Raw genomic sequence first — 26,262 nt, forward strand, 5'->3', positions numbered from 1 at the left:
TCTGGACCTGCAGGTTGAGGGTAGGTCGGCGGGCGGCATGGCAGGCGCGAGGTTCCGGGAGAGGGGTGCAATCAAGAATTGATCGCAATCTGTGGCCCTGCCTGGAACCTGGCAATGCGCGCTTTTACAGGGCCTTGGCCAAAAACGCTGCTGTACGGCTTACCGCACACCCAGCCACCACCTGCGGCGTGCCACTGACCACCACCTTGCCCCCGGCATCGCCGGCACCCGGCCCGATATCGATCACCCAGTCGCTTTGCGCTACCACACGCATGTCATGTTCAACCACCACCACGCTGTGCCCGCCGTCGACCAGGCGGTTCAGTTGCACCAGCAATCGGTCGATGTCTTGCGGGTGCAAGCCGTTGGTGGGCTCGTCCAGCACATACAGCGTTGCCCCGCGGGCCGTGCGTTGCAGCTCGGTCGCCAGTTTGATCCGTTGCGCTTCACCACCGGACAGTTCGGTAGCCGGTTGGCCCAGGCGAAGGTAGCCCAGGCCGATGTCCTGCAACACTTGCAGGCAACGCCGCGCCGGTGGCTGTTCGGCAAAGACCTGCAGGGCTTGCTCGACAGTCAACTGCAGCACTTGCGCAATGTTCATGCCTTGCCAGCTCACCGCCAGGGTTTCAGGGTTGTAGCGGTCGCCATGGCAGGTGGGGCAGGGGGCGTAGACACTGGGCATGAACAGCAGCTCAACGCTGACGAAGCCTTCGCCTTCGCAATTGGCGCAGCGGCCCTTGGCAACGTTGAAGGAAAAGCGCCCCGCGTCGAAGCCCTGTGCCTTGGCCTGCTCAGTGGCCGCGAACAGCTTGCGCACGTGGTCGAACAGGCCGGTGTAGGTGGCCAGGTTGGAGCGAGGCGTGCGACCGATCGGCTTCTGGTCGACCTGTACCAGGCGCTTGATGCTATCCAGGCCAGTGCTGACATGCCCACTGCCGGTCTGCTCAGGCGCGTCCTCCAGGCTTGGTTCTTCGGGCTCGCTGCGTTGCTCGGCATGGCCCAGGTGCGCACCGACCAGCTCCAGCAGGGCCTGGCTGACCAGGCTGGACTTGCCCGAGCCGGAAATGCCCGTAACGGCGGTAAAGCAGCCCAGCGGGAATGCGGCGCTAAGGTTGTTGAGGTTGTTACGGGTAATGCCTTCAAGCGTGAGCCAGTTTCGGGCCTGGCGTGGCGCACGTGTGGCCCGGGACTGTGCATTGAACAGATAGGTGCGGGTGCAAGATGGCTCGACCTCGGCTAGGCCTGCGGGCGGCCCGCTGTAGAGTATGGTGCCACCATGCTCGCCGGCAGCCGGCCCTACATCCACCAGCCAGTCGGCGCGGCGCATGGTGTCCAGGTCGTGCTCCACCACATATACCGAGTTGCCCGCGTGCTTCAGGCGTTGCAGGGCTTCCAACAACGCCTCGCTGTCGGCCGGGTGTAAGCCGGCCGAGGGCTCGTCAAGCACGTAGATCACACCGAACAGCTGTGAGTTGAGCTGGGTGGCCAGGCGCAAGCGTTGCAGCTCACCCGAAGACAAGGTGGGGGTGCTGCGCTCCAGGGCCAGGTAACCGAGGCCAAGGTCGAGCAGCGTGTCGATGCGCTCCAGCAATTCCTTGGCGATGCGTTGTGCCGCCAGGCGCTTTTCCAGGGTCAGGTCGTCTTGCGGGTGCGCCAGATAGTCAGCTGCCGACACTTTGCGGAACACCTCGGCCAGCGCCTGCAGCGACAAGTGCGACAGTTCGGCGATATCCATGCCGGCGAAGGTCACGCCCAGCGACTCGCGCTTCAAGCGCTTGCCTTGGCACAGCGGGCAGGGGCTGGGGCGCATGTACTGGGCCACGCGTTTACGCATCTGTGCGCTCTGCGAGTGCATGAAGGTATGCAGCACGTAACGCCGGGCACCCATGAACGTGCCTTGATAGCTAGGCTCCTGCTTACGCTTGAGTGCGGCGCGGGTCTGCGCGGGCGTCAGGCCGGCATACACCGGCGCGGTGGGCGTTTCTTCGGTGAACAGGATCCAGTCGCGTTGCGCCTGGGGCAAGTCGCGCCAAGGGATATCGACGTCATAGCCCAGCGTTACCAGAATGTCGCGCTGGTTCTGGCCCTGCCAGGCCATCGGCCACGCTGCCACCGCGCGTTCGCGAATGGTCAGTGACGGGTCGGGGACCATGGTCGCTTCGGTCACCTCGAAGACCCGGCCCATGCCATGGCACTCCGGGCATGCGCCCTGGGGCGTGTTTGGCGAAAAGTCTTCGGCATACAGCATCGCTTGCCCGGCCGGGTAGTGGCCGGCGCGTGAGTAGAGCATGCGGATCGAGCTGGACAAGGTGGTCACGCTGCCCACCGAGGAACGCGCGCTGGGTGTGCCACGTTGCTGCTGCAGGGCCACGGCTGGAGGCAGGCCTTCGATCGCATCTACGTCTGGCACGCCAACCTGGTCGATCAGGCGCCGGGCATAGGGTGCCACTGATTCGAAATAGCGGCGCTGGGCTTCGGCATACAACGTGGAGAAGGCCAGTGACGATTTGCCTGAGCCGGATACGCCGGTAAACACCACCAGCGCATCGCGGGGGATATCGACATCGATGTTCTTCAGGTTGTGCTCGCGGGCACCCCGCACACGGACGAAGCCGTTTGGGGTGGTTGGGCGTGGAGGCATGACGCAGTCCTTGGCTGTTTCGGAACAGTGCGCCCAAGGTAACAGCAATTGCAGCCATCGTGTGTGGGGGATGTTTCCGCTCAGCAAATCTGCGAGTTATTGATTAAGGGTGATGGGGTTAGTGTGAAGGGGCAAGTAACACTAACAGGAACTGAAAAACATGCGAACTTCATATTTATTGGCCATTGACCAACAGGCCTCCGTGCACGCAAGTAATAACTTCCCGTTACAGCCCTATACACCCTATGGCTATCAGGGGGGCAAGGGCTGCCCGCTGTTGGCCTTTGCCGGAGAGGCCGGCGCGCTTCTGCCGCAGGGTTATCTACTTGGCAACGGCAAGCGTGCCTATCACACCGGGACAATGCGCTTTCACAGCCCGGACGTATTCAGCCCGTTTGGTCGTGGAGGGCTTAATGCCTATGCCTACTGCATGGGGGACCCGATTAACAAGGTCGACCGTGATGGTCATTCGCCCACACGGGTAGTCGGGCAAGCAACAGGACTTGTTTGGGGAACGGTAGGCATGTTGTCTTCACTGAACAAGGCATCCAAAGCAATCTTCAAACGTTCAATTGCCAAGGCTAACGGAACGCCAATACCCAAGGAGTTCAACAATTCAAGCCGTACCAATAATGCAATGATATTTATGGGCGGCCTGGCGGGTACCATCGTCAAGGCACCCAGTGCGGTGTTCGCTTTTTCAGCGCCCTTTGAGTCAGTGGGGGCTGAACTGGTGACCGGGGCCGGAATAGCCGCAGGGTCTCTCGCCGGAGTGGGCAAGCTGAGGCAGCTGTTCAACGATGTAAAATCGACTTATCAGGAAGCCACAGCGAATAGATTGCCACTTGGCAAGTTGGTAATAGAGTCCATCAAGGAAGCCACCGGCTGGAACCGATTACGCGGCCGGGAATCGGCCATTCTCGAACCCTTGCCAGAACAAATATTATTGGTTCGCCTCCCCGCCATGAAGTAGTGCTTGCCGTTGCAAGCAATGGCGGCCCTGATCGGCGCTTTCGGTTCCACGCTGTGAAACCAGATTCGATTGTGCTTCATCGCTCCTCGCGCTTATCTGTTCGCAAGCACGACCTGCCTCAGCCGTCGTGACCTCAAGGCGAACAACAAGAACGGGAAACCACCCGCGCGAGGAGACTCCACATGTCCCGACATCAGCACATCCTGGCCTGGCTTGACGATGTGGCCAGCGAGCTGCACGCGATCCGTCACGATATCCACGCTCACCCGGAACTGGGTTTTGAAGAAAACCGCACGTCTGCACTGGTCGCCCAGTTGCTTGAGGCGTGGGGCTATGAGGTGCACACCGGCATCGGCAAGACTGGCGTGGTCGGCGTGTTACGCAATGGCAGCAGCTCACGCCGTCTGGGCCTGCGCGCCGACATGGACGCGCTGCCCATCCACGAGGCCACGGGCGCGACGTACAGCAGCCAGCACCAGGGTTGCATGCACGCCTGCGGCCATGACGGTCACACCACCATGCTGCTCGGCGCCGCGCGGTACCTGGCGGCGACCCGGCAGTTCGACGGCACGCTGACGCTGATCTTCCAGCCGGCCGAGGAGGGCCAGGGCGGCGCCGAGGCGATGCTGGCCGACGGCCTGCTGGAGCGCTTCCCTTGCGATGCCCTGTTCGGCATGCACAACATGCCGGGCCTGCCAGCCGGGCACCTGGGTTTTCGCGAGGGCCCGATGATGGCCTCGCAAGACTTGCTGACGGTGACAATCGACGGGGTTGGCGGCCATGGTTCGATGCCGCACCTGACCATCGACCCGCTGGTGGCGGCGGCCAGTGTGGTGATGGCACTGCAAACCGTGGTGGCGCGTAATATCGATGCGCAGGAGGCGGCTGTTGTCACGGTGGGTGCGCTGCAGGCCGGTGAAGCGGCCAACGTGATCCCGCAGCAGGCGTTGCTGCGCCTCAGCCTGCGCGCTCTGAACGCCGAGGTGCGGGCACAGACCCTGGAACGGGTGCGGGCGATCATCGTCAGCCAGGCCGAAAGCTTTGGCTGCAGTGCCAGCATCGAACACCGTCCGGCTTACCCGGTGCTGGTCAACCATGGCGCAGAGAACGCCTTCGCCACGCAGGTCGGGGTGGAACTGCTGGGTGCCGAGGCGGTGGATGCCAACACCCGCAAGCTGATGGGCAGCGAAGACTTCGCCTGGATGCTGCAACGTTGCCCGGGTGCCTACCTGTTCATCGGCAATGGGGTATCGCGGCCGATGGTGCACAACCCGGCCTACGACTTCAACGACGACATCCTGCTGACCGGCGCCGCCTACTGGGGCGCGCTGGCAGAGCGCTGGCTCGCACCCGCCTGACTTTCCCATTTACGACTGCCGCTGGAACCCGGGTGCGACCGTGCCCGGGTGATCACCCAATCATTGTGTGGAGTGTTCCCCTATGCAGACTTCGAGCACTGGCGTGTCGCGTACCCGGCAGGTGGTCGCTGCCGTTATCGGCAACGCCCTGGAATGGTATGACTTTATCGTGTATGGCTTTCTGGCCAGCATCATTGCCCGGCAGTTTTTCCCGTCCGACGATGAGTACGCCTCGCTGCTGATGGCCCTGGCCACCTTTGGCGTCGGCTTTTTCATGCGCCCGGTGGGTGGTGTGTTGCTGGGCATGTATTCCGATCGCAAGGGCCGCAAGGCGGCCATGCAGATGATCATCCGGCTGATGACCGTGTCGATCGCCATGATCGCTTTTGCCCCCGATTACCTGGCCATTGGCATGGCCGCGCCGATGCTGATCGTGGTGGCGCGTATGCTGCAGGGCTTCGCTACCGGTGGCGAATACGCCAGCGCGACAGCGTTTCTGGTGGAAAGCGCGCCGGCCCACCGCAAGGGTCTGTATGGTTCGTGGCAACTGGTGGGGCAGTGCCTGGCGGTGTTTTCCGGGGCGGCAATGGTCGCCCTGGTGACGCACCTGTGTTCGCCTGAGGCACTGGACAGCTGGGGCTGGCGCATTCCGTTCGTGCTCGGCCTGCTGATCGGCCCGGTGGGGCTGTGGATTCGCAAGCATATGGAGGAGCCGGAAGAGTTCGTCGAAGCGCGCCGCCAGGCCAAGGGCCACTCGCCCAGCCTGTGGCAGGTGTTGCGTGAGCACCGGCGCAGCCTGCTGGTGTCGATGGGCCTGGCCTGTGGCGCGACGGTGTCGTTCTACGTGGTGCTGGTGAACATGCCGACCTTCGCCCACAAGAACCTCGGGCTGCCGCTGGACCAGGTGCTGCTGGTGCAGATGCTGGCCGTGGGGCTGATGACCGTTGTGATTCCGTTGTCTGGCGCGCTGTCGGACCGGCTGGGCAGGCGCCCGGTTCTGATGGCCTTCACCTTGGCGTTCTTCGTGATGGTCTACCCGCTGTATGTTTGGGTGGCCGCAGCGCCGTCCGTGGAGCGCCTGCTGATCATGCAACTGCTGCTGTGCACCACCATCGGCGGCTTCTTCGGCCCGGCACCCACTGCATTGGCCGAGCAGTTCCCGGTCGAGGTGCGCTCCACCGGTGTGTCGGTGGCCTATAACGTGGCAGTGATGGTGTTCGGCGGCTTTGCCCCGTTGATCGTGACCTGGCTGAGCAAGGTGCTTGGCACCCCGGTGGCGCCTGCGTTCTATGTGCTGTTCGCCTGCCTTCTGACACTGCTGGGTACCTACTGCCTGAAAGAAGCACCTCGGGTGGCCAAGTCTGCCAACTTCAACCTTGGAGTGAAACCGTGAAGCCGCTAGCCATCGACCCCATCGTAGCCCTCGATGCCGATGCATTGTCCCAGGCTATCCATGCCCGCCAGGTGTCGTGTCGGGACGTGATGCAGGCCTACCTGCTGCACATTGAACGCTGCAACCCTGTAGTCAATGCGCTGGTGTCACTGCGCCCGGCCGAAGCGCTGCTGGCCGAGGCCGATGAGCGTGACCGTGAACTGGCCCGTGGCCATTCACGAGGTTGGATGCATGGCATGCCGCAGGCGATCAAGGACCTGGCAGCCACTGCCGGGCTGCGCACCACCCTTGGCTCCCCCTTGTTTGCCGAACAGGTACCCGAGCAGGACGCGATCAGTGTTGCGCGGGTGCGGGCGAGCGGGGCGCTGATCGTGGGCAAGAGTAACGTGCCCGAGTTCGGCCTCGGCTCGCAAACCTACAACACCCTGTTCGGCACCACCACCAATGCCTACGACCCGCAGCGTGTGGCCGGTGGCAGCAGTGGCGGGGCGGCAGCGGCGCTGGCCATGCGCCTGCTGCCGGTCGCCGACGGGAGCGACATGATGGGCTCGCTGCGCAACCCGGCGGCGTTCAACAATGTGTTCGGCCTGCGCCCCTCACAGGGCCGAGTGCCCCATGGGCCGGCGCCCGAACTGTTCGTGCAGCAGCTGGCCACCGAGGGGCCCATGGGCCGCAGCGTGGTTGACGTGGCGCGGTTGCTGTCGATACAGGCTGGCGTCGACGCACGGGTACCCCTGTCGCTGAGCGAAGGTCGGCGGGATTTTGCTGCCGGTTTGCAGCGTGATTTCCGGGGTGTACGGGTCGGCTGGCTGGGTGATTACAACGGCTACCTGCCCATGGATGACGGGGTGATGAGCCTGTGCGAGTCGGCGCTGGCCGACTTTGCCGAACTGGGCTGTCGGGTGGAGGCTTGCCAGCCGGCATTCGACCTCGCGCGGTTGTGGCAATGCTGGCTGACCCATCGCCACTTCCTGGTGCACGGCAACCTCGGCGTGGCCTATGCCAACCCGAACAAGCGCGCACGGCTCAAGCCTGAGGCACAGTGGGAAGTGGAAGGGGGTTTGCAACTGAGTGCGGCAGCGCTGTACCAGGCTTCGCTGGACCGCAGCGACTGGTACCGAGCTTTGGCCCATCTGTTCGAACGTTACGATTTTTTGCTGTTGCCATCGGCCCAGGTGTTCCCTTTCGATGCACGCCAGCCATGGCCGACGGTGGTTGGGGGGCGGGCGATGGACACCTACCACCGCTGGATGGAGGTGGTGATCGGACCGACCCTGGCCGGCTTGCCGAGCATCAGCGTACCGGTCGGGTTCAGTGCTGCCGGGTTGCCCATGGGCCTGCAAATCATAGGCCCGGCCCAGGCTGACCATGCGGTGTTGCAGTTGGCGTATGCCCACGAACAGCTCACCCGGTGGGTGGAGCGTTGCCCACCCCAGTGCCTGCAGGCGTCATGAATGCACCGGGCAGGCGCGGATCTTGCTGGCTATGCTGACCATCCCGCTACAAGGAGGTCAAAACCATGGGCATCACGGCAGACAGTGGCGGCGTGCGTTCCGTGGAACGGGCGTTGGCCATTGTCGACCTGTTGGGCGAACACCAGGCGCTGGGCCTGGAGGAACTGCATTACCTGACGGCGCTGCCCAAGGCCACGGTATCGCGCATGCTTGCCACCTTGCAGGAGCAAGGCTGGGTGTACCGTGGCCTGAGCGACCGGCGCTACCGGCTGTGCGCGCGGCGCCTGTTCGGCGACCGCCAGTTGCGTTTCAAACGACGCCTGGTGGAAAGCGCTGCGCCCATGCTGCTGGAGCTGAGCGAACGCACCGGGCTGGTAGCAGACCTGTCGTGCTTTGACGGCGAACGGCTGGAGGTGATGGAGAGTGCCATCCCCCAAGTGTTGCGCAAGCGCTACCCGCACACCTGCCAGATTGTTGGGCACCATGCCAGCCTGTTCCATTCGGCGATGGGGCGGGCCTGCCTGGGTGAGCTGGCGGAGGACGAAGTGCAGCGCTTGGCGGCCCATGAGCGGCTGCGCGATGACACGGTGCTGCGCAATATCGAGGAAGACGCACACAACGGCTTTGGCCAGCGGACTGAAGGGCACTGGGAGTATCCGGTGCGGTTGCCGTTCCTGATTCGCGCCATCGCCTTGCCGGTGCATGCCGAAGGGCGCCTGGCCGGGAGCATTGCCTTGCACTGGCCACTGGACCAGGCGCCGGTCGAGCGGGTGTTGAACCTGCACCTGAACAGTCTGGCGACTACCGTGGGCGAGGTGCAGCGGGCATTGTCGGTTTGAGGTTTCGGCGTTGGTGCCGTGGCAGCAAGGTCGGCATGCCGCACACTGGCTTATCGCTCCAGGCTGTACATCCGGCACTCCGCCAGCAACGCCAGCAGGTTCGGCTCCCGCTCCCGGGCTTTCAGAAACACCACACCGATATGCTGCTGCAAGCGATATTGCGGCTTCAAGGCAATCAACCTGACGCGGTTCTCGTATACCGCGGCGATGCGCCCGGGCAGCAGGGCAAAGCCCACTCCCGAGCTGACCATGCTCAGCAATGTGAAGATATCGTTCACCTGCATGGCCACCTTCGGTTCAAAGCCGGCCTGCTGGAACACCCGTGCGCCATCGCGGTGGGTGGCGAAGCCCTGGGTCAGGGTAATGAACGTGGAGTCGGCCAGGTCGGCCAGGTCCACCTCGGCTTGCTCGGCGAAAGGCGAGTCGGTGGGGACCGCGAGGAAGATATCGTCGGAGAACAGCGGCAACTGCTCGCAGGCCGGGTCGCTGACGCTTTCATCAAGGGAGACCAGAATGGCCTCCAGTTCGTGGTTCTTCAGGCGTTGCAGCAAGTCGATGTTAGAGCCCAGGGTCAGGTCTATGTTCAGTTCGCTGCGGCGCAGTTTCAGGCCCATGACCAGCTTGGGCACGGTCTTCACGGTTAGCGAATAGAGCGCGCCCAGGCGGAAGCGCTCTGCATAGAAGCCGGCGGCCTCACGGGTCTGGCGCACCATCTGCTCAGCGTCCTGGATCAGCTGTCGGGCCTTCTTTTCCAGCACGTAAGCACTTTCCAGCGGGATCAGTTGGCGGCCTTCGTGCTTGAACAATGGGCAGCGCAGGGCGCTTTCCAGTGAGTGGATGGCGCGATGCACACTGACCGCACTGGTGGACAGCTCGGCAGCGGCGCGGCCGAGGTTGCCGCTGCGCATGAAGGCGAGGAAGGTTTCCAGCTTTTTGAGGGTGAGTTCTTCGTCGATCAGCATGGGCGGCCTTGGGCGGTCACTGCATGGATTCGATCAATGCCCACAACGCCGGGTCATCGAAGTCATTCACAACCAGCCTGGCACCCGCCGCGAACAAGCGCTCCGGCGTCTGCGTCGTGGCCACGCCTACGGTGAAGATGCCTGCGCCACTGGCCGCAGCCACGCCTGGTAATGAATCCTCGAAGGCCAGTGCTTGCGTGGCTTCGGCGCCCAGCCGCTGCAGCCCGGTAAGGTAGGGCAGCGGGTCTGGCTTGGGCCGCGCCAGTTCCTCGGCCACCAGCACATGCGCGAAGCGCTGGCCAAGGCCCATGGCATTCAACATGTGCTCGGCATTCAGCCGTGGTGCGTTGGTGACCACGCACATGCCGATGCTGCGCGCCTGGGCATGTGCCAGCAAGCGCAGCAGGCCCGGCATTGGTTCAAGGGAAGGCGACATGTTGCGGAACAGCGCTTCCTTGCGGTCGGCCAGCGCCTTGCACTGTTCGGCGCTGGCGTCGCTGAACAGCTCGGCGAACAGCTCGCCGTTGGCGCGGCCGCTGACCTGGGCATCGAACTGCGCCTGGCTAAGCTCGCGGCCATCCTGCTCACGCAGCAGCTGACGGAAGGCCTGCAGGTGCAGGGTATCGGTGTCGGTGAGGGTTCCGTCGAGGTCGAACAGCAGGGCGGTCAGCATGAAATATCCAGATCAAAAAACACAAGCCAGGGCAGTCATCTTAGCTAAATCTTGCAATGTCTGGGCTGGGATGCTCGGCGTCCGCCATCAGGGTTGTTTTAGCCAAGCCTTCACAGCACCTTACCCGAGAGACCGAAGCTTCGCGATATCTCGGCTCGGTGGGGCCCCAAACATCCGGCTGTATTCACGGCTGAATTGTGACGGACTTTCATAGCCCACCTTGAATCCGGCTGTAGAAACATCCAGACCCTCTGAAATCATCAACCTGCGTGCATGCTGCAGGCGAAGTTGTTTTTGATACTGCAAAGGACTCATTGCGGTGACAGCCTTGAATCGGTGGTGAAGCGTCGAATTACTCAAATTGACATAGCTCGCTAGCTCATCAATGTGCAATGGCTGTGCATAATTGTTGTTCAGCCACTCAATGGCCCGAGTAACGCGATGGGTCTGGCTATCGGTAATGGCTATCTCATGTAAACGCTGACCCTGCTGGCCTTTGAGCAGTCGGTAGAAAATTTCTCTTAGTGCTAGCGGCGCCAACGCTGGGATATCCGATGGCACATCCAACAGACGTACCAATCGCAGCACTGCATCAAGCAACGAGCTGTCGATCTTATCCAGATATAGTCCTCGGTGGGGCTGTTGGCTCGGCACGCCGATAGGACTGACGTCTGCGACGAGCTGAGCGATTTCTGCTGGATCGATATCCAGGCGGATGCAGAAATAGGGCGTTTCTGAGGATGCCTCTGTCACTTGACCCGCTAGAGGCAGGGTTACCGAGACGACCAGATAGTTCAAAGGGTCGTAGACATAGCTTTCTTCCCACAACTGCACCTGTTTACGGCCCTGCACAACGATGCATAGCCCCGGCTTATGTACAGTGTGGATCACATCGGTGGGTGTATCACTGCGTATGAAATGCAGCGGAGCAATGCCCGTCTGAAACACACCGTAGGTGGGAGCATAACGATGCATGGTTGATGCTAGCTCGGCCCTCAGACGCGTCAGCTCTTCGTCCCTATCATCCACTGCCATTACCTCCCGTCAGGCTTGTTCTATTGCAGAGAATAAATGGGTCTGCAGCCTTTTGGGTAGATGCTAATGGACACCCTTCAAATGCGAGAGCCCGCCGGGCCGGGCTCTCGGTAGGGTGGTTTACGTTCGATGAGATAGATAAGCATGTTTGCCTTTTGCCCGCTGACATCGCATGACCTCTACCGCCGACCGCTTACGCAGGATCGTGCATGTTGACCGCAGGAATCGGATAACCCAGCCCAGCCAAGGCTTCTTACTCTTGCTTCACCACCTGCCTGTCGGCGGTGGCCCCCTCAAGCCAGAAACAGGAGTACGAAAATGCACGGCATCGAACAAAAAGTCATCGTGATCACCGGCGCCAGCAGTGGTATCGGCGAAGCGACAGCCCGCCTGCTTGCCAGCAAAGGCGCTCGCGTGGTCCTGGGCGCCCGCCGCACCGATCGCCTGGAAACGCTGGCCAGGGAGATTCGTTCAGCAGGCGGTGTCGCTGATGTCCTGGCGCTGGATGTTACCAACCTGGATGACATGCAGTCCTTTATCGACTTCGCTGTCGAACTGCACGGACGCGTCGACGTGCTGATCAACAATGCCGGCGTCATGCCGCTTTCGAAACTCGAAGCGCTCAAGGTAGATGAGTGGAATCGGATGATCGATGTGAACATTCGCGGCGTCCTGCACGGCATTGCCGCAACGCTGCCGCTCATGCAAGAACAGCGCGCCGGTCAGATCATCAATATTGCCTCGATTGGAGCCTACGCGGTGAGCCCGACCGCTGCGGTGTACTGCGCCACCAAATATGCCGTACGAGCCATTTCCGAGGGCTTGCGTCAGGAGGTGGGCGGTGACATCCGGGTCACCGTCATTGCCCCAGGCGTCACCGAGTCCGAACTGGCCGACAGCATTTCCGATGAGGGCGGGCGTGCCGAGATGCGCGAGTTCCGCAAGATCGCGATTCCAGCCTCGGCGATTGCCCGGGCGATCGCCTACGCCGTAGAACAGCCTGCGGATGTCGATGTCAGCGAACTGATCGTGCGTCCAACCGCAAGTCCATTCTGAATGTCCGGTCGACAGCGAGGAAATGCCATGGGTGAACCACTTGGAGATCAGGACAAATACGTTGGCATGTGGGTGACGGCTGACGGACGCATTCGCCATGAGCTCCTGCCTGGCGGCCGCTATGACGAAGCCCGCGGAGCACAACAAAGCGCGTACCAAGGTCGATACTGGCTAGAGGGTGATCACATCGAGTATGTGGATGACACCGGATTTACTGCCGACGGGGAGTTTCGAAGCAACGTGCTGTATCACGCAGGGATGATTCTCTATCCCGAGCGTTGAGGGGCCGGCCGGAATGGAGACATTCCGGCTTTTTTTTCGACATTTACCTTTCAGAGCACGCAGCCAGAGCGGATTTTTACATCCCCTACGGGGCCGTGAACGGCCTTCACTGTTGAAAGCCCAGGCTTGAACTTCAAGTCCACCCTGTGAGACCAATGCCCGAGATGGCTCGTGTGTGCCGGCGTACTGACTGAGGTGACGATTCCCATGGATGTCATAGAGCGGACTTCAGCCCACGGTTTGGAGGCTTACATTCGGGGTGAGCGGCTTGCCGCCTCGGACGTTCTGGCCGATAGGGATATGTTGGTGCAGATCTTTAACCGGGAGCGTAAGGAAGAGAGCTTTATCGTGCCCGCCGTAGCTGAGCCCTTGCTCGTGTGGATCATCTCCGGGAATGCTGCCGTTCAGGAGCGTGAGCTTGACGGCGACTGGCAATGTAGCCAGGTGTCCAAAGGTGATTTCTTCTTGACTACCTCGGCACAGCCTTACGAGATGCGCTGGAACGTAGTCGGTGCAGAACCATTTGAAGTCATGCATATCTACCTCGGCATCCCGCTTTTGGAAAAAGCCATCCATGAGGTGTTGGGCGGGTCTGTGGAAGCGGTTCGACTACGTGAGGTCTCAGGCGGGCGTGACGATGGGTTGTCCGTTCTACTGGAGCAAGTTCGCCTGGAGCTGACGGGGCACAGGGCTAGTCCTCTTTATCTGCAAGGTCTGGCCCAGTGCATCGCCATTCACCTTGCCCGCAGCTACCTGGACAGCTCAGCGGACGATATCGTGTGCCGCAACGCATTGCCTGCTTACAAGCTGCGCCGCGTGCTGTCGGCGATGGAGGCGAATCTGGCTGAGGAATTCAATCTCGGGCACTTGGCCGAAATAGCTGGGATGAGCGAGTACCACTTCAGCCGGCTGTTCAAAAAAGCCGCTGGTTATTCCCCGTCGCAGTTCTTTATCAGACTGAGGATGGCACGCGCCCGGCAGCTCCTGGTCGAAACGGATCGGAGCGTGATCGATATAGGCTTGGAGATCGGATACAGCAGCCCAAGCCATTTTTCGCAGGTGTTCAAACGTGAGGTTGGCGTCACGCCCACTCAATACCGTAAATAGTGAGTGGGCTACGCCAGTCAGAGGTTCTGGGGACGAAATTGCTGGCGAAAATCCAAGGTTTCCCCAGCCACCATGAATTGACCGCCTCCCCTGTAGTGCAGCGTTCTGGGCTGCTCCACGGAGCGATCTACGTGCGCTTTGACGACTTCCCAGATGAACAAGCCGTAATCGCCAATCAGCTTCGAGTCGTACAGCTGGCATTCGAAGCTGGCATAACATTCGCCTATCAACGGCGCTGCAACCCGCGTCGCTGCTGTCGCGGTAAGACCGAACTGACCAAACTTGTCCACGTCACCGCCCGTACTGTTGCCCACCGCGACTACCTGATCAACCAGCTCCAGAGTGGGTACGTTGATCACGCATTGCTGGCTGTTGCGAATCAGTTCATAGCTATGGTTCCCCGACCAGATGTAGCAGCCAAAAAGGGCTGGATCGAATTGCATCATCATGTGCCAGCCCATGGTCATGATGTTGCTTTCGCCGTTCCAGGCTGAGGTCACGAGCACTATGGGCCCGGTTTCAAGATGCTGGCGAACGTCGATGAGAGGGAAGTCGGATTTTCGAAGTGCGGTCATGACGGCTCCGTTGAACAGGTCTGGTAGCAAGAAAACGCGTTGTGCTGCCAATGCAGCACAACGCGGACAAGGCGAAGGATTAACCTACCGGGACGCTCATGCCGCCATCGGCCATGACCACCGAACCGACAATAAAGCTGGCGCGCTCGGAAGCCAGGAAAGAGACTATCTCGGCGATCTCTTCCGGTGCTGCAGCTCGACCGATCGGCGCGGACTTGCCATGCTCTTGCAGGAACCCTCGACCGTCTTCCATGAAGTGGTTCAACAGGTTGGTAACCACATCCCCCACGCCAATGGCATTGACCCGGATGCCGTGCTCAATCGCTTCGAGCGCCTGGGTACGAGTCAACTGTGCCAAGGCGCCTTTGGACGCGGTATAGGCCGCGATACCGGGAAATGCGAAGTAGGACGCGTAGGAGGCGATGTTCACGATCGCGCCGCTCTTGTTCTTCATCATCTCCTTCATCGCCTCTCGGGAGTGAAGAAACGCCCCCGTCACGTTGGTTTGCATCTGCCATTCCCAATCTTCACGGGTCATTTCGACGAGCGGCTTGTACAGGATGCGACCGGCGTTATTGACCAGGACGTCCAGCTTGCCAAACTTCTCTACCGCCAACGCCACCGCTTGCTCGGCAGAACCGTCAACGGTGATATCGGCGACGAAAGGAACCAAGCCGGGACGCTCAAGCGCGTTGACTTTCGGGTCGATATCCTCGGCAATGACTTTCGCTCCACGGCTGTGAAGGAGCTCGGCGATGGCCTTGCCGATGCCGCTAGCCGCGCCGGTTACCAGCACCACTTTGCCTGCCACTTCGTTTGGGGTTGGGATGAAGTCACTCATTTTGATGTCTCCAAGTCAGGAATTGGTTGTCGCTTTCGACGGTGCCAATTTCTCTCTTTTTGACATGCGACTCTTTGGTGACCTTGCTTTGCCTGTCGGAGTTTTGCTTCTTTCGTGCAATCGGCAGCGCGGTAGCCTGTCGCAACACCCGAAATGCCATTTCGCTATTGCTAAAGAAGGGTGCGCTAACGCACTGACGGCTGCCCCAATTGCTGACAAAGTACCTACTCCGACCGCTACGAGTACGGTGTGTACCGGTTCCACCATCCAGCGGCCGTTCATTCTCGTTACCGTTGGCGCGTGCCCCATGAACGAAGATCAAGTGAAAGGCAAAGTCAAACAGGTTTCCGGCCAAATCAAGGAAAGCACTGGGAAGCTGCTCGGAAACAGATCGCTGGAGAACAAGGGCAAGATGCAAAAGGTGATCGGAGAGTTCCAGGAATGTACTGGTGACATCAAGGAGGAAATCAAGAAGGGAGGCTAGCCATGACTTTATGGCAGGAGCAGGCCAGCAGGTATGCGATGAGGTAACGAGCAGGTTCCGACCCGCGCCCCATGATCCCTGTGGGGCGGAGGTCGTCAAACACCCTATAGCGCGCTTGGTGAGGCACAACAGTGCCACATCCGAGCGACCAGGAAATCAGCCCATGATCACTCACTTCAAAGTCGACGGCCACTTGGCCTGCGGCCGCCATGGCACCAACCTCCTTTGCACTGACCAGCCCGGCCGCGTGAAGTGCCGCAACTGCAGAGTCACCGAGGTATTCCAGAGTGCCCGTAAGGACATGCGAAACGCTGCGCGCAGAGCCGCCCGGAAGTTGCTGAAACCCCATGAGAAGCTTGGCTGGCGTGCTTTTTGGTTGGAAAGACTTGCTAAAATGCCCGGCCTGCAGCGCCTCCCAAGAGGCTTCAGTGGCCAGCCGTACATCTAGTCCATGAGTACAGCGCAGCCAGGCCTGGCTACGCTGTACTGGCTTACCTTGCTTTTCACGTCGGCTCAGTTCGAAATCCCCGGATCCATGATCTTGCTCGCAAGCCATGACGAAGCGTCACACTGCTCAGCGCTTGATTCTGGATATCTTGGTTCCCTCGATGCTGACTCCGGCCATAAGCCCCTGCTGGTCGAAGATGAAGGCATAGGCGTCACCCCGCCGAGACGAGCGAGAAGAAGGCAAGCATGATTTCCCGCGGACAGGGTTTGCCGACGGCGGCCTCGCTGTTGTCACGGAAGGAATAACGTTCAGCAGCCGATTCACGTCGCTGTGCCAGAGGAATACGCGCCGCCGCGTCGGTGCCCGGGCGCACAGACGCAGGCCCACCGCCGGCTGTCAAATGGCAGGGGGCTCGGGCGACAGGTAGGGCAGCAGCCGTTCAGTTTCTTTCTTCACCACGGCATAGCATTCGCAACTGAGCCGCTCCAGGTGTGCTCTGTCCAGCACCCTGATGTTTCCCCGGCTGTACTCGATCACACCTAGACGCTGCAATTTGCCCGCAGCATCGGTCACCCCTTCACGGCGTACGCCTAGCATGTTGGCGATGAGTTCCTGGGTCATGCACAGGCGGTCTCCCGGCAGGCGATCTAGCGACAGCAGCAGCCAGCGGCACAGTTGCTGGTCGATGGAATGATGGCGGTTGCACACCGCTGTTTGAGCCATCTGGGTAATCAGTGCCTGGGTGTAGCGCAGCATAAGCATCATAAGTTCGCCATGGCGATTGAACTCGTCCTTGAGTCGCTGCCCCGGCAGGCGATAGGCATGCCCTGCGCTTTGCACGATCGCTCGGCTGGGCGTGCTTTCACCGCCCATGAACACCGCAATCCCGACCAGTCCTTCATTGCCCACTACCGAGATTTCGGCCGAGGCGCCGTTCTCCATGACATAAAGTAAAGAGACAATTGAGTCGGTAGGAAAGTAGACATGGCGCATTGCGTCGCCAGACTCGTAGAGTGCCTTGCCCAGTGGCAGGCTCACCCGTTCCAAGTGAGGCTCCAGCCGGCTGAACGTCTGCACTGATAATGCAGCCAGCAGATGATTCTGTTGTGGGGGGGGCGAGGGTTGCATGTTCGGGACCGTCGAGGGCAGGTTTTGTCAAAACAAGATTAGCCCAGCAGGACTGCAGTTTCTCACCCAGGTCCGCGCGCTGTCGAACGGTTCAGTTCGTAGGCAAGAGGCAGCTTTGGCACTGGGCGATTACCTGATGCAGCTTTCCATCATCCTTCAGTTGCAGTGTGGCATGGGCAAGCAACTGGCCATCCAGGCGGAGGGTCCGTTCGGCGCTGGCGCTGTTGCGCACTTCAATGCGGTAGTAGGTATTTCCATAACGGTAGTGCAGTACACAACCTGGCCAGCCTGCCGGTAACAGCGGGCGTAGCCGCAGGGTGTCACCGCTACGTTGCAGGCCCAGCAGGCTTTCGGTTATTAGGCGATACATCCAGCCCGCGGAGCCCGTGTACCAGCTCCAGCCTCCCCGCCCTGCGTGGGGGGTTATGGCGTAGACGTCGGCGGCCATGACATAGGGTTCTACTTTGTAGGTATCGATCAGTGCGCTACAACCCTGGCGTATTGGGTTAATCAAGCGCAATAGCTCCCAGGCCCTGTCTGCGTCTCCTAGGTGGGCATATGCCATGCTCGCCCAGATCGCCGCATGGGTGTATTGTCCGCCATTCTCACGCACGCCAGGCAGGTAGCCCTTGATGTAGCCAGGGTCCAGATCGCCCTGGTCGAAGGGAGGATCGAGCAGTTTCACGATACCGATATCGCGTCTTACCAGGTGGTGATCCAGCGCCCCCATGGCGGCGCGTGCGCGCTCGGCCGACGCGACCCCGGACAGCACCGCCCAACTTTGTGCGAGCGAGTCTATGCGGCACTCCTGATTGCTTGCCGATCCCAGTGCCTGGCCATCGTCGAACCATGCGCGGCGGTACCAACCGCCATCCCAAGCGTGCTGCTCAAGGTTTTCGGCAAGGACGGCGGCTTGCCTGGTGCAGTGCACTGCGAAGCCAGTGTCACCATGGCGTAGAGCGAGGTCGCCGAACGCCCGCAACACCTCATGACCGAAGAAGCCCAACCATACACTTTCCCCCCGACCTTGTTCGCCGATGCGGTTCATACCGTCATTCCAGTCGCCGCTGCCTATCAACGGCAGGCCATGGACTCCACACTGTAGGGCGTGCCCGAGGGCACGCTGGCAATGCTGGTACAGGCTCTCGACCAGGTGCGAGTGGGCTGGCAGGTCGTAATAGGATTCTTCGCCGACATTGAGTTCACGCCCTTCCAGGTAGCCGACCGGCTCGTCCAGTACCGCTTGGTCTCCCGTGATCTCCACGTAGCGGCTGGTCGCCAGCGGCAGCCAGAGCAGGTCGTCCGAGCAGCGGGTACGGACACCGCGCTGCATGGGTGGGTGCCACCAGTGCTGGACATCGCCTTCGACATACTGATGCGCGGCACACGCAAGGAGGTGCTCGCGCGCCGCCGCCGGGGCAGCGTGCAGCATTGCCATACTGTCCTGTAACTGGTCGCGAAAACCGATGGCACCACCGGACTGGTAGAAGCCGCTGCGCGCCCAGAAACGGCAGGCAATTACCTGGTACATCAACCAGCCGTTGGCCAAGACATCCAACGAGGGTTCGGGGGTTTCGATCCGCAGGGCGCCCAGGGTCTGGCGCCAGTAGATCTGAACCTTTTCGAACGCTTCCATGGCTGCCCGTAGGCCGCGGTATTGCTGCACACACCGGGTAGCGGTCTTGGCATCCTGCTCGGCCCCCAGGCGGAACACCACCTCACGGCTTTCGCCGGCCTCCAGCAGCACGCTGACCCGCAGCGCCGCGCAGGGATCCAACCCTCCGCCCGTGCGCCCCGACAACCGCGCCTGGCGCATGCCGGCCGGCGCTTGAGAATCGCCGTTGCGGCCGAGGAACTCGCTGCGATCGCAGGTGATGCTATCAAAAGGCAGGTCGCAGTCGAGAAACGCCACATGTCCGCAAAACTCTACGGCATAGGTATTACGGGCGAACAAGGCACCGCTGACCGGGTCGGTCTCGCTGACCACATGCATAGCAGACTTGCTGCGCAGGTCGCCAAGAACCCACTCGGCGAAGCAGGTCACAGATAACCGTCGTACTCGCCTAGAGTGGTTGTGCAATTTGAGTCGGCTGAACTTGACCGGGGCATCCAGCGCTACATGCACCCAAAGCTCACTGCGCAGGTCATCCTCGGTATACTCGAACACGCTGTAGCCAAAGCCATGCCGGGTGCAATAACGGCCAGGGCCAGGACAGGGCTGCGGAGTCGGCGACCAGTAGTGCCCGCTGTCCTCGTCACGCAGGTACAAGGTTTCGCCGCTGGGGTCGGTGACGGGGTCATTGTGCCAGGGCGTCAACCGATACTCGTGTGCGTTCTCGTACCAGGTGTAGGCGCTGCCAGCCTCCGAGACCACGCTGCCGAACCGTGGGTTGGCCAGGATATTGACCCACGGTGCCGGTGGCGGCTTGTCGGGGATCAGAGGGATGACGTACTCGCGACCATCGGCACTGAACCCCCCGTAGGAGTTGGCAAGCATCAGCGCGAGCTGGCCCGTTGGCAGGTGGTTGGCGGGCTCGGGTCGGGTGTAGGCCGGGTTCGGCTGGAAGGCGGGTGGTACAGGAGGCTGACGGCGCCGATGCAGTTGCTCGGCCAGCGTGCCATGGCTGTCGTTGAGCACCAGCCGCGCTACCGAAAGCGTCAGGATCCTGTCCTCTTCGGACAACTGTTGTGCAGGGCGTACGAATATCCCACCGGGGCGATCGAGCAGGGCTGCCTCGCTGCCGGAGGCGACAATACCCATGATCAGCTCCTGCAACTGCTGACGGTAGCCGGCCTGGTCTTCGTTCCAGATCACCAGGTCGAGTGTCAGGCCCTTCTGACGCCAGTAGGCATGGGCAAGCACCATCTGCTTGACCAATTGAAGGTTGGCGAGGTCGCCAATCTGTACCAGCACGATTGGTAGATCCCCCGACAGTCCCTGGCTCCACAGGCCGGACTGGTTGCGCCCGTTGCTGGCCAGCAGGGCCCCGCTAGCGCGTAGGCCGGCATTGGGGTAGATCACCGATGCGGCCATTTGCTCGAACAGTCGCGCATCGGCCACCGAACCATTGAGTTGGCGCAACAGGACCTGGCTATGCGGCCAGGCGAGGTCGAAGGCCCGGTCGGCCAGGTGGCGGTCGCGGTACTTGGCGACTTGCTGAAGGCAGGCGTCGCGGCTGTCGGCGACGCCAGTGACCAGGTCGACTGTTACTGTCTGGCCTGGCGTCAGGGTTATGCGGCAGCGGATCGCCACGATCGGATCGAGCACCGCCCCCGCACTGCCGGATAACGTCTCAGTGTCATAGTCCAGTGCTGCCGGTGCCACGAGGGTACGGCCGCGGCCTATGAAGCGGGCCCGATCTGTCTCATAGGATACGGCATCGATATCGGCGCCATGCACGGCCAGAACATGACACATCCACGGCACGGCGTCCTGCAGCGAGCGGGGCCGCCGGGTGCAGAGGATGGCCTGCAACGGCTGAATCAGTTCGGTCTGGATGAACAACTTGCTGAAGGCCGGGTGCAACGCATCGCTCAGTGCCGGCGCCAGCACCACTTCGGCATAACTGGTCAGTTCCAGGATGCGGCGCTCGTCGCCATGGTTGGTCAGGTGCAGGCGACGTAATTCGATGTCGTCTTCGGGGGAGACGGCAATTTCAGTATGGCAGTCGAAGTTTCGTTCGCGAATGCGGAATTCCGCCCGGCCGTCGCTGAAAATTGCCTCCTGGTTTCTGGTTCGGTGGTGGGTCGGCTGGTAGGTGTTGGACCAGTACGCGCCGCTGGCGACGTCGCGCAGATAGCAGAAGTTTCCTAAGTCGTCGTGGCTGGCGTCCTCGCGCCAACGGGTGACCGCCAGGTCGTTACGCCGACTGTAGCCACTACCCACGTGATTGACCATTACGTGGTAGTGGCCATTGGAGAGCAGTTGGACGGCGGGGTGTTGCCGGTTCGGTTCGCTGAATAGGCGCAGTCGTGTTTCGGCGGTGCAGTCTGCGGCCACCACGGCCGATGCCTGAAGTGAATGAAGGTACGGGGCTGCCGTTTTCGGGACTCGCTCTTGCAACAGCAGCATGCTGGCCTGGAACTGTGGGTCCGAGGCGAAGCGCCGTTGCATGGGCTTGCCAAGTAGTAGGGAGGTCAGGGCGAGAAAGCTCATGCCTTGGTGATGGGCCATGAACGAGCGGATCACCACAGAGTCCTGCCCGGGGGGTAGCCGTGTCTCGCTGTAGTCCACCGCCTCGTACAGCCCGAAACGTCCGGCAAGTCCGAGCCTGCCAAGGCGCTGCAGGTTATGGCAGGCGGCAGTGGGCGCCACCATCAAGGCGAGCGCGCTGGCGTAAGGGGCAACCACGTGCTCTTCGCCCAGACCGCGCTTCAGGCCAAGGCCGGGAACACCGAATGCACGGTATTGGTAGTTGAAGTGAGCATCCAGCGCATTGTAGGCCGACTCTGAAACCCCCCAAGGAATGCCCAACAGGTTGCCATGTTTGATTTGCCGGTCGACGGCGGCCTGGCAGGTTTGGTCGAGCAAGGTCCCCTCATAGCTGGGCATCACCAGCAGAGGCATCAGATACTCGAACATCGAACCGGACCAGGACAGCAGAACCGGTACGCCAGCATTGCTGGTGAGTAGTCGGCCAAGGGCGAACCAACTGTCCTGGGGTACCTGTCCCTGGGCGATGATCACGAAATTGGTCAGGCGCATCTCCGACGCCAGCAGGTCGTAGAATGCTGAATCCAGTCGATGCTCATCGGCGTTGTAGCCGATGGCGAAAAGATCCCGGTGGGTGTCGTAGAGAAAGGTGAAGTCCATGGTGGCCAAGGTTGTAATGCGCCTTGCCAAGGCTTGCGCTTGAGCGATGCGCTGGCGGGCCAGCGCTCGAACGTTGGTCACTGCCAGCTGTTCGGAGAGCGGCCATTGGCCCGGATCGAGCTCTGCCAATTGTCGCCAACTCAACGGTGTCTGGGGCGCTAGGTTGTTGCCAGGGGGTAATTGGAAACCCTGCAACTCCGTGCACAGGTCGAGGCACTGCGTATGCAGGGCCTGCAACCAGAACACACAGTCATCGGTTTCCTCGGCCCCAGGTGATGGGGGAATCAAACCTGGCAGTTGCTCGGCCAGCAGCGACATCTGGGTGACTGGCAGGTTGCCTGATCGCTCATGGGCTTGCTGCACCTGTTCACGCAAAGCTTCTATCTCCCTTGCGTCACGGCCTGAGCGGCTGAAGGCGTCGAGCAGGGTGTCGAAGGTGTCGAGCAGCCCCAGGGTCAGGCGCTGGTCCAGCATGGGGGTATCTGCCATTTCCAGAAGCCCGGGTCTCAGCGTCAGGAGCAGAGCGGCCAGGTTGCCGCTGTCCACCGCCGAAACATACTGTGGTGACAGTGGTTTGAGGGTCTGGGTGTCGTACCAGTTGTAGAAATGCCCCCTGTAGCGCTCCAGGCGGCTCATGCTGTCGAGTATATGCGCCAGGCGTTCGAACAGGCGGCCGGCACTCAGATAACCGAAGTCATGGGCCGCCAGGTGTGAGAGCAGGGCCATGCCCATGTTGGTCGGCGACGTGCGGTGAGCGATGCTGGCGAAGGGCGGCTCCTGGAGGTTATCGGGCGGCAACCAGTTATCCTCAGGGCCGACATGACGGTCGAAGAACGCCCAGTTGCTGCGGGCCAGCCGATGCAGAAAGCGCAGATCCTCAGCCAACGGTGTGAACGTGACCTGACCACGCGGACGGCTGAGCCACCAGGCCAGTGCCGGCCCGAGCAGCCAGAGGGCGAGGATGGGTGATGCAAGCAGCAACACCCTAGGCTGCATCGACAACACGCTGGCCAGCACCAGTACCAGGGCTGGTTGCATCCATTGCTCGCGATAAACCGCCTGGAGCGTATCGGCGCTTGTGCGCTCCTCCTCCCGCGAGGGGTTCCATTGAAGCAGTCGATGTTTGCTGACGACCAACCGCCAAAGGGTGCGCAGGATGGCATCCAGGCTGTAGTTGGTCTCGAACGGTAACCAGGCCAGTGACAGACCGGCACGAACGAAGAAGGTGCCCGAGGTGCGCAGGGCCGCAAGCAAGTGTTCGGAAAATGGTACATCGGTAGTTTTGCGCAACACCTCGAGCAATGAATCCAACAGTGGGCGAGTCAGCAGCAACCCCAGCAGTGCAAGCGTCCAGGGCAATGCCGAGGCGCTGGCCAGCCAGCCCCACAGCAGCACCGTTAACAGGGCTGCCGGCTCCAGGCTGCGGCGCAGATTGTCGAGGATTTTCCAGCGCGACAGTGCGCTTAGCGGACTTTGCGCGAGACCGTGGGTGCCTGTGCGCAGCCACGGTACAAGCCACGGCAGCAGTTGCCAGTCCCCCCGTATCCAGCGGTGGCGGCGCTTGATATCGACGCTGTAGCGCGCCGGATATGCTTCGAATAACTGCACGTCGCTGAGCAGGCCGGAGTGGGCATAGCAGCCTTCGATCAGGTCATGGCTGAGCACGCGATTGTCGGCAAAGCGGCCATCCAGTGCCTGTTCGAAGGCATCCACCGCGTAGATGCCTTTGCCGATGAAGGAACCGCTCAAGAACAGGTCTTGGTAGACGTCAGAAACGGCCTGGGTATAGGGATCGACACCGGCCTCGCTGCCGAACAGCCGAGCGTAGGTCGAGCGCGACACACTGGGTAGGCTGATACCTACCCGCGGTTGCAGGATCGCGTACCCAGAGCGCACGCGACCGGTCTGTGCGTCGAAGCGTGCGCGGTTCAATGGATGCTGCATGGCCCCGACGAGCTTCTGGGCTACACCGCGCGGCAACTGGGTGTCAGTGTCCAAGGTGATGACATAGCGCACGCGCTCGAGCTTTTGCAGATCGCCGACGATGCGCATGAAGCACCCGTCCCCGTGGCCACGCAGGAGGGCATTGAGTTCGGCAAGTTTGCCGCGCTTGCGCTCACGCCCCATCCAGCACTGTTCGGTTCCGTTCCACGCGCGTGGCCGATGCAACAGAAAGAAGCGTTCGCAGCCTGGGCTTGGGTATTTGTGGTTCAGCGCCCGGATACCTTCGCTGGCCAGGTCGAGGAGGGCCATGTCTTCAGGGCATGTCTGTTCAGGGGCATCCATGAAATCGCTCAACAGCGCGAAATGCAGGTGCTCATCACGGTTTGCCAGAAAGCGCACTTCCAGCCCCTCGACCAGTTCTTCTGCATCGCTGGCAGTGGCTAGCATGGTGGGCACCACGACCAATGTCCTGGCGTCAGCAGGAATCCCGGACGAGTAGTCCAGCCGTGGCAGGAAGGAAGGTTTCACGGTCAGGGTCACCAGCCAGTTAACAAGGCCAATGGCCAGGCGGCTGGTCGTCAGCACTATCGGTAGGGCCATGACCGTGAGTACCCATGTGGGCCAGCCCTCAACGTCAATGGACCGTATGAAGCCCCAGGCCAACAGGCACGACAGCAGAATCACAGGCACCAGGTAGAATACCAGCGGCGCTCGGTGCAACAGGCGTTGCCACCGCTCGGCAAGTGGAATATGGGCCGCGAGCCGTCGCTCCAGCGATGGCAGGCCGCCCCCTGCCAGGTAGAAACCAACATGCTCGGCCTGGTCTCCAGGCCGGGGGGCTGCGGCCTGAGCGAGCTCGATAGCCGCCTGCGCCACTTCTTTCTCATTGAATGCGCTATGGCGTGCCACCTGTTCGACCACATGCCGATAGTGATCACGGCTGGCAAAGTCCATCGCTGGGTATACCGAGGCCGGGTCCTGACGCAGGATCTGTTCGACATGACTCAGGTTTTCGACGAACAGCTTCCAATCGATGGTCGACAACAGCCGCAAGCTTCCAATGCTGTTGCTGATGGACACTTGGTCGATGGCCTGCTGCTGGGCATCGAGTTGCACATTGCGTTCGATGCTGAGTGCTGACTCGCTGAGCATCTGTTCGACCCAGGCAAGCGGTTGCGTCAGTAGAGTGCTGTGGCCTTGAAGACGCCTTGCCAGTTCGGCAACAAAGGCGGGGGTCATCGGTGGTTCCGAGCGGGCCATGTCCGCCACCACCAGCACTACGCTCTTGGCGTCGCGCTCGGCGGTTTCCCCGAGCTGGTCGGCCCAGGCATTGGCCAGATCGCGGTCAGCCCAGTTGGCCATGACCCGTGCTGCCACCCGGCGCAGATTTTCGATCAGCGCCAGCCGTAACATAATCGGGATTGCCCAGAGTTCTCCAAGGGTCAGTGTCCCGACCTGCTGATAGGCCTCGACAAAAAGGCTGAGACTCTCGGCGTCGACCCGGCCATCGCCGTGGGAGATGGTTTCCAGCGCGATGTCGTAGACCCGTGGCAGGCCGGCCGAGGGGCCGTTGTCCAGCCGCGGCAGTTGCAGGCTGTAGTCTGTCGGCAGATGACGTTTGGCGATGCGGATATGGGTCTCGACCAGGTAGAAGTTGTCGAGCAACCATTGCGCCGCTGGCAGCGCTGGGCGCGAGCTGGGCAGAGCGCCAGCAAGGGAGGTACAACAGGTGGAGAGCATCCGCTCGTTGTCAGCCAGACGGTCGAGCAGCGAATCATCTGCGGGCAGTTGGCTCAAACGATGCTGGCTAGCAAGCCAGGTGCCGTGTTCCGCCATTTGCTTGGCGCTATACAGCTCAGACCGGAGCAGGCTCTCGTAGGTGAACGAATGGCGGGGCGATCGCCAGGGTCGCGCATGGCCAGGCAGGCGTTTAACGAAGGCGAGCGCGCGAAGCCAAGGATTGTCCATGGTGTCCTGGAGTACCGAGATCTGGCCGGTCAGCACTCAGTTTGAGGGGAGGCGCAAAGGAGGTCTGTTCGGTAGCGAACAGACCTGTCATGGCATCGCGCTCATCCTGCTCCTATGCACCGCTCCAAAACCTGGAAGGGTGCTATCACCCCTCCCTATCCGGCAGGGGCGTGGTGTTTGATCGCAGGAGCTTGAGTATTGAACACTCTTTGGAACCCTACCGCTATATCGACCTGCAGAAAGAGCCCTGACCTTGCTTCGCAAATATATTCGGACGAATCCGATCAT

The 26,262-nt window shown here is 61.3% G+C and carries 18 protein-coding genes and 1 pseudogene; 10 read left to right on the forward strand and 9 right to left on the reverse strand.

Features of this window, described 5'->3' with window-relative positions:
* Positions 1 to 124: 124 nt before the first annotated feature.
* Positions 125 to 2,641: an excinuclease ABC subunit UvrA gene (locus FHW75_RS22970; protein ID WP_183674693.1), complete on the reverse strand. Its 2,517-nt coding sequence runs from the start codon at positions 2,639 to 2,641 to the stop codon at positions 125 to 127.
* Between the two features lie 160 nt (positions 2,642 to 2,801).
* On the opposite strand from FHW75_RS22970, the gene FHW75_RS22975 reads away from it, so the two are divergent.
* The 5 genes from FHW75_RS22975 to FHW75_RS22995 all read left to right on the forward strand — a co-directional run bounded on the left by FHW75_RS22975 (position 2,802) and on the right by FHW75_RS22995 (position 8,658).
* Positions 2,802 to 3,614, forward strand: coding sequence for an RHS repeat-associated core domain-containing protein (locus FHW75_RS22975; protein WP_183674696.1), 813 nt, complete (start codon positions 2,802 to 2,804; stop codon positions 3,612 to 3,614).
* Between the two features lie 182 nt (positions 3,615 to 3,796).
* The gene (locus FHW75_RS22980; RefSeq protein ID WP_084297350.1) at positions 3,797 to 4,972 is read left to right on the forward strand and encodes a M20 aminoacylase family protein; all 1,176 of its coding nucleotides are present in this window, start codon (positions 3,797 to 3,799) and stop codon (positions 4,970 to 4,972) included.
* A gap of 82 nt (positions 4,973 to 5,054) precedes the next feature.
* On the forward strand, positions 5,055 to 6,365 hold the full coding sequence (locus FHW75_RS22985; RefSeq protein ID WP_019099097.1) for a citrate-proton symporter: 1,311 nt from the start codon (positions 5,055 to 5,057) through the stop codon (positions 6,363 to 6,365).
* The gene (locus FHW75_RS22990; RefSeq protein WP_159266230.1) at positions 6,362 to 7,819 is read left to right on the forward strand and encodes an amidase; all 1,458 of its coding nucleotides are present in this window, start codon (positions 6,362 to 6,364) and stop codon (positions 7,817 to 7,819) included. The genes FHW75_RS22985 and FHW75_RS22990 overlap by 4 nt, the downstream gene beginning before the upstream one ends.
* A gap of 65 nt (positions 7,820 to 7,884) precedes the next feature.
* Entirely contained in the window at positions 7,885 to 8,658 is a 774-nt protein-coding gene (locus tag FHW75_RS22995; protein ID WP_019099095.1) for an IclR family transcriptional regulator, read from the forward strand.
* Between the two features lie 50 nt (positions 8,659 to 8,708).
* On the opposite strand, the gene FHW75_RS23000 is transcribed toward FHW75_RS22995, so the two are convergent.
* The 3 genes from FHW75_RS23000 to FHW75_RS23010 all read right to left on the reverse strand — a co-directional run bounded on the left by FHW75_RS23000 (position 8,709) and on the right by FHW75_RS23010 (position 11,328).
* Entirely contained in the window at positions 8,709 to 9,620 is a 912-nt protein-coding gene (locus tag FHW75_RS23000; protein WP_025754161.1) for a LysR substrate-binding domain-containing protein, read from the reverse strand.
* Between the two features lie 16 nt (positions 9,621 to 9,636).
* A complete protein-coding gene (locus tag FHW75_RS23005; RefSeq protein WP_019099093.1) occupies positions 9,637 to 10,293 on the reverse strand; it encodes an HAD family phosphatase in 657 nt (218 codons plus the stop codon).
* Between the two features lie 120 nt (positions 10,294 to 10,413).
* A complete protein-coding gene (locus FHW75_RS23010; RefSeq protein ID WP_019099092.1) occupies positions 10,414 to 11,328 on the reverse strand; it encodes an AraC family transcriptional regulator in 915 nt (304 codons plus the stop codon).
* A 318-nt stretch (positions 11,329 to 11,646) separates the two neighbouring features.
* Here FHW75_RS23010 and FHW75_RS23015 point away from each other — a divergent pair, with 318 nt between their 5' ends.
* From FHW75_RS23015 to FHW75_RS23025, 3 genes are all read left to right on the forward strand, one after another.
* Entirely contained in the window at positions 11,647 to 12,384 is a 738-nt protein-coding gene (locus tag FHW75_RS23015; RefSeq protein WP_019099091.1) for an SDR family oxidoreductase, read from the forward strand.
* A 27-nt stretch (positions 12,385 to 12,411) separates the two neighbouring features.
* The gene (locus tag FHW75_RS23020) at positions 12,412 to 12,666 is read left to right on the forward strand and encodes an Atu4866 domain-containing protein (protein WP_019099090.1); all 255 of its coding nucleotides are present in this window, start codon (positions 12,412 to 12,414) and stop codon (positions 12,664 to 12,666) included.
* A gap of 207 nt (positions 12,667 to 12,873) precedes the next feature.
* On the forward strand, positions 12,874 to 13,773 hold the full coding sequence (locus FHW75_RS23025) for an AraC family transcriptional regulator (RefSeq protein WP_019099089.1): 900 nt from the start codon (positions 12,874 to 12,876) through the stop codon (positions 13,771 to 13,773).
* A gap of 17 nt (positions 13,774 to 13,790) precedes the next feature.
* Here the strand turns inward: FHW75_RS23025 and FHW75_RS23030 are convergent, their stop codons facing one another.
* Together FHW75_RS23030 and FHW75_RS23035 are read right to left on the reverse strand one after the other, a co-directional pair.
* A complete protein-coding gene (locus tag FHW75_RS23030; RefSeq protein WP_019099088.1) occupies positions 13,791 to 14,348 on the reverse strand; it encodes a flavin reductase family protein in 558 nt (185 codons plus the stop codon).
* Positions 14,349 to 14,427: 79 nt separating this feature from the next.
* Positions 14,428 to 15,189 carry an SDR family NAD(P)-dependent oxidoreductase gene (locus FHW75_RS23035; protein WP_019099087.1) on the reverse strand — a complete coding sequence of 254 codons (762 nt, stop codon included), beginning with the start codon at positions 15,187 to 15,189 and terminating at the stop codon, positions 14,428 to 14,430.
* On the opposite strand from FHW75_RS23035, the gene FHW75_RS26895 reads away from it, so the two are divergent.
* The gene (locus FHW75_RS26895; RefSeq protein WP_232062809.1) at positions 15,176 to 15,673 is read left to right on the forward strand and encodes a CsbD family protein; all 498 of its coding nucleotides are present in this window, start codon (positions 15,176 to 15,178) and stop codon (positions 15,671 to 15,673) included. The two genes, FHW75_RS23035 and FHW75_RS26895, sit on opposite strands and share 14 nt — an antisense overlap.
* Before the next feature lie 163 nt (positions 15,674 to 15,836).
* On the forward strand, positions 15,837 to 16,121 hold the full coding sequence (locus FHW75_RS26900; protein WP_019099085.1) for a hypothetical protein: 285 nt from the start codon (positions 15,837 to 15,839) through the stop codon (positions 16,119 to 16,121).
* 126 nt (positions 16,122 to 16,247) lie between these two features.
* Here the strand turns inward: FHW75_RS26900 and FHW75_RS26905 are convergent.
* From FHW75_RS26905 to FHW75_RS23050, 3 genes and pseudogenes are all read right to left on the reverse strand, one after another.
* A pseudogene (locus tag FHW75_RS26905) lies at positions 16,248 to 16,340 on the reverse strand (twin-arginine translocation pathway signal protein); the annotation flags it as partial.
* 177 nt (positions 16,341 to 16,517) lie between these two features.
* On the reverse strand, positions 16,518 to 17,249 hold the full coding sequence (locus FHW75_RS23045; protein WP_025754158.1) for a Crp/Fnr family transcriptional regulator: 732 nt from the start codon (positions 17,247 to 17,249) through the stop codon (positions 16,518 to 16,520).
* A gap of 91 nt (positions 17,250 to 17,340) precedes the next feature.
* Complete coding sequence (locus FHW75_RS23050; protein ID WP_183674699.1) at positions 17,341 to 25,974, reverse strand: GH36-type glycosyl hydrolase domain-containing protein; 8,634 nt, start codon at positions 25,972 to 25,974, stop codon at positions 17,341 to 17,343.
* Between the last annotated feature and the right edge of the window lie 288 nt (positions 25,975 to 26,262).

Source organism: Pseudomonas sp. OG7 (genome assembly GCF_014192825.1).
In the GTDB taxonomy this organism is placed as follows: domain Bacteria; phylum Pseudomonadota; class Gammaproteobacteria; order Pseudomonadales; family Pseudomonadaceae; genus Aquipseudomonas; species Aquipseudomonas monteilii.

Coding starts and splice junctions, on each gene's coding strand:
- FHW75_RS26895 (WP_232062809.1), top strand. CDS start 15,176: ATGAAGTCACTCATTTTGATGTCTCCAAGTCAGGAATTGGTTGTCGCT.
- FHW75_RS23020 (WP_019099090.1), top strand. CDS start 12,412: ATGGGTGAACCACTTGGAGATCAGGACAAATACGTTGGCATGTGGGTG.
- FHW75_RS22980 (WP_084297350.1), top strand. CDS start 3,797: ATGTCCCGACATCAGCACATCCTGGCCTGGCTTGACGATGTGGCCAGC.
- FHW75_RS22985 (WP_019099097.1), top strand. CDS start 5,055: ATGCAGACTTCGAGCACTGGCGTGTCGCGTACCCGGCAGGTGGTCGCT.
- FHW75_RS23015 (WP_019099091.1), top strand. CDS start 11,647: ATGCACGGCATCGAACAAAAAGTCATCGTGATCACCGGCGCCAGCAGT.
- FHW75_RS26900 (WP_019099085.1), top strand. CDS start 15,837: ATGATCACTCACTTCAAAGTCGACGGCCACTTGGCCTGCGGCCGCCAT.
- FHW75_RS23005 (WP_019099093.1), bottom strand. CDS start 10,293: ATGCTGACCGCCCTGCTGTTCGACCTCGACGGAACCCTCACCGACACC.
- FHW75_RS22970 (WP_183674693.1), bottom strand. CDS start 2,641: ATGCCTCCACGCCCAACCACCCCAAACGGCTTCGTCCGTGTGCGGGGT.
- FHW75_RS23030 (WP_019099088.1), bottom strand. CDS start 14,348: ATGACCGCACTTCGAAAATCCGACTTCCCTCTCATCGACGTTCGCCAG.
- FHW75_RS23025 (WP_019099089.1), top strand. CDS start 12,874: ATGGATGTCATAGAGCGGACTTCAGCCCACGGTTTGGAGGCTTACATT.
- FHW75_RS23035 (WP_019099087.1), bottom strand. CDS start 15,189: ATGAGTGACTTCATCCCAACCCCAAACGAAGTGGCAGGCAAAGTGGTG.
- FHW75_RS23045 (WP_025754158.1), bottom strand. CDS start 17,249: ATGCAACCCTCGCCCCCCCCACAACAGAATCATCTGCTGGCTGCATTA.
- FHW75_RS23000 (WP_025754161.1), bottom strand. CDS start 9,620: ATGCTGATCGACGAAGAACTCACCCTCAAAAAGCTGGAAACCTTCCTC.
- FHW75_RS22995 (WP_019099095.1), top strand. CDS start 7,885: ATGGGCATCACGGCAGACAGTGGCGGCGTGCGTTCCGTGGAACGGGCG.
- FHW75_RS23050 (WP_183674699.1), bottom strand. CDS start 25,974: ATGGACAATCCTTGGCTTCGCGCGCTCGCCTTCGTTAAACGCCTGCCT.
- FHW75_RS22975 (WP_183674696.1), top strand. CDS start 2,802: ATGCGAACTTCATATTTATTGGCCATTGACCAACAGGCCTCCGTGCAC.
- FHW75_RS23010 (WP_019099092.1), bottom strand. CDS start 11,328: ATGGCAGTGGATGATAGGGACGAAGAGCTGACGCGTCTGAGGGCCGAG.